Source organism: Pseudoalteromonas shioyasakiensis (assembly GCF_001550135.1).
In the GTDB taxonomy this organism is placed as follows: Bacteria; Pseudomonadota; Gammaproteobacteria; order Enterobacterales; family Alteromonadaceae; genus Pseudoalteromonas; species Pseudoalteromonas shioyasakiensis.
The window spans coordinates 1-12,853 of sequence record NZ_LRUE01000004.1 but is presented as its reverse complement, the minus strand read 5'-3'; the positions used below and the strand labels follow the sequence as shown (position 1 = coordinate 12,853).

At 42.9% G+C, this 12,853-nt stretch carries 11 protein-coding genes and 2 rRNA genes; 8 read left to right on the top strand and 5 right to left on the bottom strand.

What is annotated here, in order from left to right; all coding sequences use genetic code 11:
- Nucleotides 1–40 precede the first annotated feature (40 nt).
- From PASHI_RS01765 to deoC, 3 genes are read right to left on the bottom strand one after another with little or no spacing between them, the layout of a single operon-like run.
- Complete coding sequence (locus PASHI_RS01765; protein WP_062564378.1) at nt 41–889, bottom strand: SPFH domain-containing protein; 849 nt, start codon at nt 887–889, stop codon at nt 41–43.
- Nucleotides 890–907: 18 nt separating this feature from the next.
- Entirely contained in the window at nt 908–1,408 is a 501-nt protein-coding gene (locus tag PASHI_RS01760; RefSeq protein WP_058586658.1) for a hypothetical protein, read from the bottom strand.
- Nucleotides 1,398–2,141: a deoxyribose-phosphate aldolase gene (gene deoC, locus PASHI_RS01755; protein WP_062564377.1), complete on the bottom strand. Its 744-nt coding sequence runs from the start codon at nt 2,139–2,141 to the stop codon at nt 1,398–1,400. Before deoC ends, PASHI_RS01760 begins: the two co-directional genes overlap by 11 nt.
- 271 nt (nt 2,142–2,412) lie before the next feature.
- Here deoC and cysG point away from each other — a divergent pair, with 271 nt between their 5' ends.
- The 8 genes from cysG (at nt 2,413) to PASHI_RS01715 (ending at nt 11,118) form a co-directional block, all read left to right on the top strand.
- Complete coding sequence (cysG, locus tag PASHI_RS01750; protein ID WP_062564382.1) at nt 2,413–3,834, top strand: siroheme synthase CysG; 1,422 nt, start codon at nt 2,413–2,415, stop codon at nt 3,832–3,834.
- A gap of 35 nt (nt 3,835–3,869) precedes the next feature.
- The gene (cysD, locus tag PASHI_RS01745) at nt 3,870–4,769 is read left to right on the top strand and encodes a sulfate adenylyltransferase subunit CysD (RefSeq protein ID WP_054564008.1); all 900 of its coding nucleotides are present in this window, start codon (nt 3,870–3,872) and stop codon (nt 4,767–4,769) included.
- Nucleotides 4,769–6,193, top strand: coding sequence for a sulfate adenylyltransferase subunit CysN (gene cysN / locus PASHI_RS01740; protein ID WP_062564376.1), 1,425 nt, complete (start codon nt 4,769–4,771; stop codon nt 6,191–6,193). The genes cysD and cysN overlap by 1 nt, the downstream gene beginning before the upstream one ends.
- A 32-nt stretch (nt 6,194–6,225) precedes the next feature.
- Nucleotides 6,226–7,953, top strand: a complete 1,728-nt coding sequence (locus PASHI_RS01735) for an SLC13 family permease (protein ID WP_062564375.1) — start codon at nt 6,226–6,228, stop codon at nt 7,951–7,953.
- Nucleotides 7,954–7,967: 14 nt separating this feature from the next.
- Nucleotides 7,968–8,564: an adenylyl-sulfate kinase gene (gene cysC, locus PASHI_RS01730; protein WP_058586654.1), complete on the top strand. Its 597-nt coding sequence runs from the start codon at nt 7,968–7,970 to the stop codon at nt 8,562–8,564.
- 3 nt (nt 8,565–8,567) lie between these two features.
- Nucleotides 8,568–9,338, top strand: a complete 771-nt coding sequence (cysQ, locus tag PASHI_RS01725) for a 3'(2'),5'-bisphosphate nucleotidase CysQ (RefSeq protein ID WP_062564374.1) — start codon at nt 8,568–8,570, stop codon at nt 9,336–9,338.
- A 172-nt stretch (nt 9,339–9,510) separates the two neighbouring features.
- A complete protein-coding gene (locus PASHI_RS01720; protein WP_055022144.1) occupies nt 9,511–9,702 on the top strand; it encodes a hypothetical protein in 192 nt (63 codons plus the stop codon).
- 153 nt (nt 9,703–9,855) lie between these two features.
- Complete coding sequence (locus PASHI_RS01715) at nt 9,856–11,118, top strand: aromatic amino acid transport family protein (protein WP_054564013.1); 1,263 nt, start codon at nt 9,856–9,858, stop codon at nt 11,116–11,118.
- Between the two features lie 810 nt (nt 11,119–11,928).
- On the opposite strand, the gene rrf is transcribed toward PASHI_RS01715, so the two are convergent.
- Nucleotides 11,929–12,043: ribosomal RNA gene (gene rrf, locus PASHI_RS01710) — 5S ribosomal RNA — on the bottom strand.
- A gap of 124 nt (nt 12,044–12,167) precedes the next feature.
- Nucleotides 12,168–12,853: ribosomal RNA gene (locus PASHI_RS01705) — 23S ribosomal RNA — on the bottom strand; the annotation flags it as partial.

The following is a 12,853-nucleotide window of genomic DNA, read 5'->3' as shown; positions in this document are numbered from 1 at the left end:
GCAAACTAACAGCCAGTGCCAGCACTGGCTGTTTAAACCCTTAGTTTGTGCCTTTCACCAGTGGTACACCATTGTTACCAACAGGAATATAAACTGTTGTATGGTTAGGTGACTCAGCCATCTTTAACTGCGCATTAATAGCTTCATGTTGTAGATAATTTGGCGTCAAAGTGGCATTAATTATTTTTTGCGCCTGTGCAATACCTTTCGCTTCTTCTACACGGATCTCAGCATCTTTTCGTGCAATTTCTTTTTGCGTTTCTTTTTCAGACAGTAATTGTTGTGCAGCCAACTTTTTCTCAACAGCATTAGCAACAATAGCCGGATAGTTAATATTTCCCACTACGACATTGGCGAGCTTAAATGGCGTTGGTTCTAAATACGCTTTTAACCGGGCTGTTACTTCTGCAGCTATTTTCTCGCGATTGGTTTTTAACACGCCGCTATCGTATTGCTGCACTATATCACGCACATAAGTTCTAAATGTTTCACGGACAAATCGCGGATACCAATCTTCACCACCGTATTGCTCAACCACCGCTCTGACAGAGCCGCTTTCTATTGAAATGACCGCATGAAAATCAAAACTAATGTTTAAGTCATCGTTAGCTAAGATTTTAAATGCTTCAGTATACGTATTCGGGCGCATATCAATATTAATCACCTGATTGCGCCAAAGTGACATGCCGTAGTTAGCTGGGCCAATCATAGTGCCTTGATAACCGCCTTCGCCAAACACCCGCGGCTTTTCAAATACGTAACCCTCTTCACCCGCTGGTGTACTTGGGTTAGTACACGCCGTGAGCGATACAGCAACTACACCTGCTAATGCTAAACTTGGAAAAACACTCGATAGAAGTGTTTGCGTCCCTGAACGTTTAAATTTCATTGTTGTTATCTCATTCCATTATAAAATTTGTAATAGCTCACCACGATAAAAATCACATAACAGCCAAATTTGTTGAAATGGATGATGCTTAGGCACATCAAGGTGAGTAAGTACTGACTTAAAATCATCAAGATGCCATATAGTACTGGCATTGCGTATTAATAACCAAGGCTGAGTAGACTCGTAATGTTTCTTGGCTTTTTGTGCTAGCAAACGATGTAAAGCACAGTGCAAACGCTCGTTACTCGGTGCTAAAGCCATTTCAGCAAGATCTCGTTGCATTGAGATAGACAGCGGCCGACCTAACACCGCCATTGCTTCTGTTTCGCTGGCATATAAATGTGCGACTTCAATATCAAGCCGTTCATCACCTTTATAACAACTCACGTCTGGTTTACTCGGCGTGTTATGCCAAATATTGCGCATACTCACGCCAAACTGCTTTTCGTAACAGCGCAAAAACAACTTTGCTGCGCCGTGCTCGAGCGCTATTTTCTCTTGTTCACTTTCACGATTCATTTAATGTTGCATACACATCTTTTAATAACCCAGAAGCGCCAAAACGAAATAGCTCGGGTTGTAAGTACGCTTCACCCATAATTGATTCAGCTAGGGCTAAATACTCAGCAGCTTCGGTGACTGTTCTGACCCCGCCTGCCGCCTTAAAACCAACCTTTTTGCCACTCGCTTTTATGCTGTTCAACATGATGTCTGTTGCAGCTAGCGTTGCATTGACAGCCACTTTACCAGTACTGGTTTTAACAAAATCAGCGCCGCCATCAATTGCCAGCTTAGTTGCTGTTGCAATGAGATCATCACTTAATTCGCCACTTTCGATAATGACTTTAAGCTGCGCTTGTGTACCACATGCCTCTTTTGACGCTTTGACATACTCTAAAACTTTGCGCTCATCACCACCAATAAGCGCTTTGTAGGGGATCACTAAATCAATTTCCTCAGCGCCGCGTTCAATGGCAAATAAGGTTTCATTTAACACTTGCTCTAACGGTTGCTCCCCACTAGGAAAGTTAGTAACTGTAGCCACTTTGACTTGCTGTAGTTCACGCTCAGCGAGAGCAAGCTTTGCATCGCTTACAAACTGGCTATACACACATACCGCTGCAGGAATGCCTAACGTTGGCTCAATACTGGCAACCAAGTTATTAATGGTTTCTGTTGTGTCGCTGTCATTTAGAGTTGTTAAGTCCATCAGTGCCACCGCTTGGGCAGCGCTTGTTTGCATTTTAGTCATAGCTCTTATATTTGTGTTGCCATATTAGTGACCTATAGTAGCAAATTTTTATCATTCGGCTATAAATCATAACTAATCACCATAAGGCTGCTTATTTACTTGTAACTCGCCGCAATCCCTTGTTAACTAAGTCTTAAGCCAAAACAAACCACCTGGTATAACTTTTAGTTATATAAACTTGGTTTTAATTATTTTTTACTTTTTTTAGAGCACTATATTCTGCTTGCCTGCAATAAGCAGTTTCTTGATGTGTTTTAGGGGTGAGAACAAAGTGCAATATTTACCAATCTTTACCAAATTAGACGACAAACCTGTGCTGGTAGTCGGCGGTGGAGATGTCGCATTACGCAAATGCCGTGCGTTTTTAAAAGCGCGTGCTCATGTGACGCTAGTCGCCCCTGAATTTTGTGATGAACTTCGAGAACTTGCTGAGAAAGGTGATGTAACACTCATTAACGACTTTTTCAAAGAACAGTATTTAGATCAGCAAATGCTGGTAATCGCTGCAACTGATATAGACAGCGTTAACAAAGATGTGTTCGAACTTGCTAATGCGCGCAATATTTTCGTTAACGTGGTGGACGATCAACCTAAGTGCAGCTTTATTTTTCCATCAATTGTTGACCGTGATCCAATCACAATTGCAATTTCAAGCGCAGGCACAGCGCCAGTATTAGCACGTCGTTTACGCGAAAAACTCGAAACGCTTATTCCACAGCATATTGGTCCACTTGCTACATTAGTTGGTAGCTTTCGTGACAAAGTAAAACAACGCTTTAAACACTTTGCTGATCGTCGTCAGTTTTGGGAAGGCGTATTTGATTCATCAGTTGTAAGTAAAGTCCAAGCGGGTAATACCGAAGCTGCAACAGCGCAGTTAGAGCAATTGTTAGATGCAAAGCCAGAACCTGAAGGCGAAGTGTATGTTGTAGGTGCAGGCCCAGGTGACCCAGAGCTATTAACACTAAAAGCACTGCAGTTAATGCAACAAGCCGACGTAGTTGTATATGACTACTTGGTTTCTGATGAAATTATGGATTTAGTACGCCGTGATGCCGACCTAGTTTGCGTAGGTAAACGTTTAGGCGATCACAGCGTGGCGCAAGAAGATACCAATCAGATGTTGGTCGATTTTGCCAAGCAAGGCAAAAAAGTATGCCGTATTAAAGGTGGCGACCCATTTATTTATGGTCGTGGTGGTGAAGAAGTACAAGTTCTTGCCGCGAATAAAGTGCGTTACCAAATCGTACCGGGTATTACTGCTGCTGCAGGTTGTAGCGCTTATGCAGGTATTCCACTTACTCACAGAGATCATGCGCAAGCCATTCAGTTTGTAACGGGTCACTGTAAAAAAGATGGTCAAGAATTAGATTGGCAGTCACTTGCCAAGCCAAATCAGACCTTAGCGATTTATATGGGAGTGATTAAATCACCGCATATTCAAGCACAACTATTAAAACATGGCCGCGGTGCAGATACCCCCGTTGCCATTATCGAAAACGGCACACGTAAAGAACAACGTGTGGTTACAGGGCAATTAGGTGAGCTGGCTGATTTGATTTCACGCCATAGCATTATCTCACCCGCCTTATTAATTATTGGCGAAGTTGCATCATTGCATCATCAGCTTGCATGGTTTAGTCAAACAGAGCAAACCAGCAGCTTTGCCCAGCCAATTACTGGCGTAGCTTAATTTAACTTTTAATCATTTTAGTAGGACGACTAACAATGGCTTTAACACACCTTCAGCAATTAGAAGCTGAAAGTATCAAAATCATGCGCGAAGTTGCTGCTGAGTTTGAAAACCCGGTGATGCTTTACTCAATTGGTAAAGATTCATCAGTGTTATTACACTTGGCGCGTAAAGCGTTTTATCCAGCAAAGATTCCATTTCCACTTTTACACGTTGATACCAACTGGAAGTTTAAGGAAATGATCGAGTTTCGTGACCGCCTAGCTAAAGAGTATGGCTTTGATTTAATCGTCCACAAAAACCCTGAAGGGTTAGAGATTGATATCAATCCATTTGTACACGGCTCAGCAAAGCACACCGACATCATGAAAACGCAAGGCTTAAAGCAAGCGTTAGATAAATACGGCTTTGATGCTGCGTTTGGTGGGGCACGCCGTGACGAAGAGAAATCACGTGCTAAAGAGCGTGTTTACTCATTCCGTGACAAACACCACAGATGGGATCCAAAAAACCAACGTCCAGAGCTTTGGAATACATATAACAGCCAAGTTAACCCGGGTGAAAGCATTCGTGTATTCCCGCTATCTAACTGGACTGAACTTGATATTTGGCAGTATATCTACCAAGAAAACATTGAAATGGTTCCACTTTACCTTGCTAAAGAACGTCCTGTCGTTGAGCGTAACGGCACGCTAATCATGGTTGATGACGAGCGTATGCCATTAGAAGAAGGCGAAGTACCACAAATGAAATCTGTCCGTTTCCGTACCCTTGGTTGTTACCCACTAACAGGTGCTGTGGAATCAAATGCAGGTACCTTAACTGAAATTATTGAAGAAATGCTGCTTTCAACCTCTTCTGAGCGTGAAGGCCGCGTGATTGATCACGACTCTGCTGGTTCAATGGAAAAGAAAAAACGTGAGGGCTATTTCTAATGTCTAAAACAAACGACACGATTAATGAAGTAAGAGAGTTAGGTATCGACGCCTACCTTGCACGTCAACAAGACAAAAGCCTTTTACGCATGCTGACTTGTGGTAGTGTGGATGACGGTAAATCAACGCTGATTGGCCGCCTTTTACACGACAGTCACCAAATTTATGAAGACCAACTTGCAGCCCTGCATAAAGACAATGAAAAAGTCGGTAATGCCGGTGAAGAGCTTGATTTAGCACTCCTTGTGGATGGTCTTCAAGCTGAACGTGAGCAAGGAATTACCATTGACGTTGCTTATCGTTACTTCTCAACAGCAAAACGTAAGTTCATTATTGCTGATACGCCAGGACATGAGCAGTACACGCGCAACATGGTAACCGGTGCATCAACCAGTGATGTGGCGATTATCTTAGTTGACGCTCGTTACGGCGTACAAGTACAAACTAAGCGTCATAGCTTTATCTGTGACTCATTAGGTATTAAGCAGTTTGTTGTTGCTATCAATAAGATGGATATCGTCGATTTCGATGAAACCGTATACGAAAAAATCAAAGCGGATTACCTTAAGTTTGCAGAGCAACTAAACGTTACTAATATCAAGTTTGTACCTATGTCAGCGCTTAAAGGTGACAACGTAGTTACACGCTCAGAGCACACACCTTACTACACTGATAAACCACTACTTGAGTTACTTGAAGACTCGCCAGCTGCAGAACTTGATAACGGTTTTGAAGCACGTCTTCCGGTGCAATATGTTGTACGCCCTAACTTAGACTTCCGCGGTTTCCAAGGTACTTTAACGTCTGGCAAGTTCAGCGTGGGTGATGCAGTAAAAGTATTACCATCAGGTAAAAGCTCAAGCATCAAAGAGATTGTAACTTTCGATGGCAACTTAGATACCGCTGAAGCAGGTCAAGCAATCACTTTAACATTAAACGACGAAATTGATATCAGCCGTGGCGATGTGATTGTACCAGCCGCTTCAAAAGCCGCTGTAACAAACCGTATTCAAGCTAAATTAGTATGGATGCATGAAGCACCGCTTGTATTAGGTAAAAGCTATAACTTTAAGTTAGGCAGCAAAAACACCTCGGCAGTGGTAAGAAAAATCGATCACACGATTGATGTAAATACCCTTGAGCATGGTCAAGCAGACTCATTACAACTTAACGAAATTGCGATTGTAACCTTAGAGCTTACAGAAACAATTTTGGCTGATGAGTACCACAACAACCATGAAACAGGTGCGTTTATCCTAATTGACCGCCTATCAAACCTAACCGTTGCGGCAGGTATGATTGAGCAATTACTTAGCACTGAAGAGCAACAAAGTAGCTTTAGCGACTTTGAAGTTGAATTTAATGCCTTAGTACGCAAGCACTTCCCTCATTGGCAAGCGCTTGATATAACTAAGCTTAAATAATCACTATTCGCCTGTTATAGGAAGTAAAAAGCATGTATCAACAGCTGGTATTAACAGGCATTATGCTGGTATTAGTGGGGTGCCTTTTTGGCACTCGGCTAAAACCTGCATGGTTATTTGTCGGCGCCATTGGTATTAGTTATTTAGCAGGGCTAATAAGCCTTGAAGATATGCTAATTAACTATGCAAACCCTTCTTTAATCACCCTAATTCTACTTGTACTCGTTTCGATAGCGGTAGAAAAAACCACCTTAGTACAAAAGCTTGCTCAGTCTCTTTCGAAAGGCAGCCTGACAAGTTCGGTGACCAAGCTTGGTTTATCAACCGCCTTTTTATCATCATTTACCAATAATACTGCGGTAGTGGCATCACTGATTAGCTCGATAAAAGAAAGCCCGACACACTCACCGTCTAAGCTTTTATTACCTTTATCGTACACTGCTATTTTAGGTGGCACGATCACCCTGATTGGTACTTCAACCAATTTAATTGTTAATGGCTTTGCCGTTGAAGCGGGCATGGAGCCACTTGGTTTTTTTGATTTTACTTTGATTGGTTTAGGCGCATTGAGCGTTGGCCTTATCACTATTTTAGTGATGCTCAGATATTTACCAGATAACGGTAAAAATAACCAAGAAGTGGTGCCCTTTTACCTTGAAGGTAAAGTAGAAACCGGCTCAAAGCTAATTGGTAAAAGTGTTGAGGAAAATGGCCTTCGTGAATTAAAAGACTTGTTCTTAGCTGAAATTATTCGTGGTGATAAACGTATTTGCGCAGTTACGCCAAAACAAGTTATCAGAGAAGGTGACGTATTACTTTTTGTAGGTGATATAAAGTCTGTGCCTCTGCTTACCCGATTTGATGGCTTAAAAGTTGTTCACGACAAACATGAGAAAGATGTTGAGCACCTAGTTGAAGTCGTTGTTAGCCATTCTTCAAAATACATTGGTAAAACAATTAAAGAAGTTCGCTTTCGTGAACAATTTCATGCAGCCGTTATTGCTATTCGCCGCGGCCATGACCGTTTACAAGGCGGCTTAGGTAAAGTTCAATTGCAAGCGGGTGATTCATTGATCCTTGCCCCTGGCAAAGAGTTTTACTCGCTACCTAATTTAAAACGTGAGTTCGTTTATATATCAGGCCTTGATTTACAAACTCATTTAAAACCTAAGCAATCAAATATTGTGTTAGCAAGTTTTGCTGCCGTATTGGGGTTAAGTATTGTTGGCCTAGTACCATTAGTTAAGGGCCTACTCGTTCTTCTTATCGGTTTAATGCTAACAGGCACAATCAAGCTAAGTGAAGTAAAACGTCGTTTTCCGATTGAGTTACTCGCAGTAGTGGGTAGTGCTATTGGCCTTGCCAAACTCATGATAGGCACAGGCCTTGCCGGTGAAATTTCATCAGCCATGTTATACGTATTAGGTGATTTCGGGCCTTACGGGGCATTTATCGCAATATTTTTAATGACGGTTTTATTTACCGAACTCATTACCAATAATGCCGCTGCCGCGCTTTCATTTCCGGTAGCGTATGCACTCGCCGTTGGTTTTGATGTATCACCTTTGCCCTTTATTATGGCTGTCGCATTTGGTGCATCGGCTAGCTTCATTTCGCCATTTGGTTATCAAACTAACTTGATGGTTTACAGTGCGGGAAATTACCGCCTTAAAGATTACATTGCCATGGGCTTACCTTTATCGATTATTTACTCGATTACAGTATTAATACTTATACCACTGGTATTCCCATTTCAATAACGAGAGTAAAGACAATGGATGAAAATATCGTTTGGCATAATTACGCCATCAGCAAATCACAGCGTAGTGAGCAAAAAAAGCATAAGCCTACCATTCTATGGTTCACTGGTTTTTCAGGTTCAGGCAAAAGCACAGTTGCGAACGCACTAGAAAGCGCATTAAATCAATTAGGTGTTCACACCTATCTACTCGATGGTGACAATGTGCGTCATGGCTTGTGTAAAGATCTTGGCTTTACTGATGAAGACCGCGTGGAAAACATTCGCCGCGTCGGTGAAACTGCAAAACTAATGGTCGATGCCGGTCTTGTGGTATTAACCGCATTTATTTCGCCATTCCAAAGCGAACGCGATATGGTAAGAAACTTAGTAGAAGATGGTGAGTTTATTGAGGTATTTTTAGATACCCCGCTCGACGTGTGTGAAACACGCGACCCTAAAGGGCTTTATAAAAAAGCGCGAGCAGGTGAAATTAAGCACTTCACAGGTATCGACTCAGACTATCAAATCCCTACATCGCCAGAAATTAAAATCGACACCAGTAAAAACACCCTAGACCAATCGGTGCAAGAGCTGGTAGCGTATTTAAAACAACAGCAAATTATAGGTTAAGTCATGAATCAAACGGAACTGCTAGAAGAAATCTTACTCCTCGCACGCCAAGCCGGCAGTGCAATAATGGGGATTTACGAAAAGGACTTTAATGTTGAGTACAAAGCTGATGAAAGCCCAGTGACCGACGCCGACCTAGCAGCTCACAAAGTGATTGTGAATGGCTTACATCACCTTACTCCAGATGTACCAATTCTAAGCGAAGAAAGCGCTGATATTAGCTGGGATATTCGTCAAACTTGGCAACGCTATTGGTTAGTAGATCCAATTGATGGCACCAAAGAGTTCATCAAAAAGAATGGCGAATTCACCGTGAACATTGCCTTGATAGAAAAAGGTAAACCGGTATTAGCTGTTGTCGATGCACCGGCATTAGGTGTGTCGTATATTGCTGCTGAAGCAATTGGTGCCTTTAAAGATAAAGGTGATGAGCGCATTGAACTTAAGGTAACTCGTAAGCCAAATAAAGGGCTTATCCGTGTTGTCGGTAGTCGTTCACACCCTTCTCCAGATTTAGCTGAATTCGTAAAACAGTTTGAAGATGTAGAAATGGTTTCAAAGGGCAGCTCGCTAAAACTTTGTCTAGTTGCCGAAGGGAGTGCAGATATATACCCACGCCTTGGCCCAACCTGTGAGTGGGATACCGGAGCAGGTCATGCGATTGCCGAAATAGCAGGCGCAACGGTTAGCAAACTCGATGGCAGCCCACTACTGTATAACAGTAAAGAAGAGTATCTGAATCCGTATTTTGTCGTATCGGCATTGCAGAACTAAAAGCGTTCCGTTAAATATCGTAGGCTGGGTAGAGCGTAGCGAAACCCAGCATCTATCCTGTAATCTTAACCCTAGCCCCTTTAATACTCCTTATTTTACAATCAGTTTAACCTAGCCAATAAGCCTTTGTTCCTATAGTATTTTGCTCTCTCAAACTATTAAAGGAATAACCATGACGACTGTTGAAAAAGCAATTGAAGCCGGCTACGAGGCCCAAATTAGCGCACTATATAAAGCCCTTTCACAAGGAGTGCTTGCCGCTAATGGCGATGAAAGTGAAATCACTGCAGCTGAGGCACGTTTTAAGAAAGGTTTAGCATTTGCCGCAGACATTAAAGCTCGCGCACTTGCAGCAGCAGAATAAATACCACAACAGGGCTTTATAAATAAGCCCTGCCACCTTCCTTTGTAAGTCTCTCCTTACAGCATAGTTATCTAAATACAACGCTAAAACATGCATTCTTAATCGCTTTTCTATATGCTGCGCGACAATTATTATTCTAATAGTGGAGTGCTAATGAACACACATCAAGATGCTATGCCGTATGATGCATCGACAACAAGTAGTAACTCAAAATGGAACCTTCATGACACCCAATGGGTGTTAAGTTTATTTGGCACCGCAGTTGGTGCAGGGATTTTATTCTTACCAATTAATATCGGTATCGGCGGATTTTGGCCTTTGATTATCATGGCATGCCTTGCCTTTCCGATGACCTACTTAGCTCACAGAGGTTTAGCCCGATTTGTTTTATCATCAAAAAAGCCTGAAGCGGATTTTACCGATGTTGTAGAAGAACACTTTGGCATTAATGCAGGGCGCTTAATCTCTTTACTGTACTTTCTCTCTATCTTCCCTATTTTACTTATTTATGGTGTTGGATTAACCAATACTGTTGATAGCTTTATCGTTAATCAATTAGGTATGGAATCTCCACCACGCGTACTGTTATCTGGTGTGCTCGTTGGCGGTATGATTAGCTTAATGCTAGGTGGCGAAGCATTGATGTTACGTGCTTTCGCAATCCTTGTTTATCCGCTTGTCGCAATCTTGTTCTTCTTATCGATTTACTTGATCCCAAGTTGGCAAATGCCAGATGTTACAGTCCCTGAGTTTTCTGGCTTCATGAAAACACTTTGGTTATCAATACCTATCATCGTATTCTCATTTAGCCACGCAGCTGCGATATCAAGCTTTGTACATGTACAGCGTGCTCACTATGGCAACAATGCTAAAATGAAGTCAGAAGCAATTCTGAAGCGTACCAGTCTACTATTAATCGTGTTTGTTTTACTGTTTGTATTCTCATGTGTGTTGTCACTATCTACTGAGCAAATGGTACAAGCAAAAGCTGATAACGTGTCTATCTTGTCATTCCTTGCCAATATCACTGATAACTCGTTTATTGCGACCTTAGGGCCATTAGTTGCCTTTATTGCAATTACCTCTTCGTTCTTAGGTCACTTCTTAGGTGCCCGTGAAAGCTTTAATGGTCTTGTTAGTAAACAAGCCCATATGAACCCTAAACTCGTTGATAAAATTGGCACTGTTATCATGTTCTTCGCTATTTGGTATTGCTCAGTGATCAACCCAAGTATTTTAGACATGATGGATCAACTATCAGGCCCTATCATCGCCATGATCCTTTTCATCATGCCGATGATTGCCGTTTATAAAGTACCTAGCTTACACAAATACAGAAACCGCTTAAGCACACTGTTCGTATTAACAGTTGGCTCTCTAGCAGTATTTGCGCTTATCTACAGTATGATTAAGTAATCTCATCATTGCTAGATATAGAAGCCCAGCCGGGAAACCGGCTGGGCTTTTTTGTTCCTTAGATGTGAGAGTGAAGTTAGAAAGGGGAAAGGGGAAAGTTGAAAGAGTTCAGTTTGGATGTCTGACGTAGGTTGGGTAGAGCGAAGTGAAACCCAACACAGGGCGATCAGCTTTCAGCCGTCAGCGATCAGCCGCTCGGTGTGGGTGTTTGGTGCTGCGTCTACCTATGCTGGAGGTTCTAGGTTCTAGGTTCTAGGTTCTAGGTTCTAGGCAAAGTGTACTTGTAGGAATGGCCTTAGCCATGAATGTGTTTGTTATGGTCTAGATTCGGCACTGAAGTGCCTCCTACTGGGGTGTTGCTGAGGGAGACTCTGTACTAAACAATCACACAGTTCAACTTTACCCTTGCTAACTTGCAACTCGCTAACTATTTAGCTATGAATGTGTTTGTTAAGGTCTGAATTCGGCACTGAAGTGCCTCCTACGGGGGGTGTTGCTGAGGGTGACTCTGTACTAAACAACCAAACAGTTCAACTTTACCCTCGCTAACTTGCAACTCGCTAACTCATGTTGGGTTTCGCTCCGCTCTACCCAACCTACCTGGAGAATGAACAGGGTGAGCTTAGAATGACTCTGTACTAAACAACCACACAGTTCAACTTTACCCTTGCTAACTTGCAACTCGCTAACTCGTGTTGGGTTTCGCTCCGCTCTACCCAACCTACCTCAAGAATGAATAGGGCACGTTATGTGAATAGCTAAAACGCAAAAAAGCCCGACTCTTTCGAATCGGGCTTTCTTTAATTTGGAGCCTGGCGATGACCTACTTTCACATAGCAGCTGCTACACTATCATCGGCGCTGTTTCGTTTCACTACTGAGTTCGGCATGGGGTCAGGTGGGTCCAAAACGCTATTGTCACCAAGCAAATTTGGTTTAATTCGCTCATCTGAGCAAATTAATAAATCTGGAATTCTGATATCAAGTAAATGTCTACTTTAGTAACTTAACTTCTGTCGTTACGCTGTCATAAAACGCGTTTGGCGTTGTATGGTTAAGCCTCACGGGTAATTAGTACAGGTTAGCTTAATGGCTCACACCACTTCCACATCCTGCCTATCAACGTTGTAGTCTTCAACGGCCCTTCAGAGACTTTAAAAGTCTAGTGAGAACTCATCTCGAGGCCTGCTTCGCGCTTAGATGCTTTCAGCGCTTATCAGTTCCGAACGTAGCTACCGGGCAGTGCCATTGGCATGACAACCCGAACACCAGCGGTTCGTTCACTCCGGTCCTCTCGTACTAGGAGCAACCCCTCTCAATTCTCAAACGCCCACGGCAGATAGGGACCGAACTGTCTCACGACGTTCTAAACCCAGCTCGCGTACCACTTTAAATGGCGAACAGCCATACCCTTGGGACCGACTTCAGCCCCAGGATGTGATGAGCCGACATCGAGGTGCCAAACACCGCCGTCGATATGAACTCTTGGGCGGTATCAGCCTGTTATCCCCGGAGTACCTTTTATCCGTTGAGCGATGGCCCTTCCATTCAGAACCACCGGATCACTATGACCTACTTTCGTACCTGCTCGACGTGTCTGTCTCGCAGTTAAGCTGGCTTCTACCATTACACTAACCGTACGATGTCCGACCGTACTTAGCCAACCTTCGTGCTCCTCCGTTACTCTTTGGGAGGAGACCGCCCCAGTCAAACTACCCACCAGGCACTGTCCGTAA

What these genes read in the sequence shown, in the direction of transcription:
- PASHI_RS01765 (WP_062564378.1), bottom strand. Translation starts at nt 889, where the DNA reads ATGAAATTTAAACGTTCAGGGACGCAAACACTTCTATCGAGTGTTTTT.
- PASHI_RS01760 (WP_058586658.1), bottom strand. Translation starts at nt 1,408, where the DNA reads ATGAATCGTGAAAGTGAACAAGAGAAAATAGCGCTCGAGCACGGCGCA.
- deoC (WP_062564377.1), bottom strand. Translation starts at nt 2,141, where the DNA reads ATGACTAAAATGCAAACAAGCGCTGCCCAAGCGGTGGCACTGATGGAC.
- cysD (WP_054564008.1), top strand. Translation starts at nt 3,870, where the DNA reads ATGGCTTTAACACACCTTCAGCAATTAGAAGCTGAAAGTATCAAAATC.
- cysN (WP_062564376.1), top strand. Translation starts at nt 4,769, where the DNA reads ATGTCTAAAACAAACGACACGATTAATGAAGTAAGAGAGTTAGGTATC.
- PASHI_RS01735 (WP_062564375.1), top strand. Translation starts at nt 6,226, where the DNA reads ATGTATCAACAGCTGGTATTAACAGGCATTATGCTGGTATTAGTGGGG.
- cysC (WP_058586654.1), top strand. Translation starts at nt 7,968, where the DNA reads ATGGATGAAAATATCGTTTGGCATAATTACGCCATCAGCAAATCACAG.
- cysQ (WP_062564374.1), top strand. Translation starts at nt 8,568, where the DNA reads ATGAATCAAACGGAACTGCTAGAAGAAATCTTACTCCTCGCACGCCAA.
- PASHI_RS01720 (WP_055022144.1), top strand. Translation starts at nt 9,511, where the DNA reads ATGACGACTGTTGAAAAAGCAATTGAAGCCGGCTACGAGGCCCAAATT.
- PASHI_RS01715 (WP_054564013.1), top strand. Translation starts at nt 9,856, where the DNA reads ATGAACACACATCAAGATGCTATGCCGTATGATGCATCGACAACAAGT.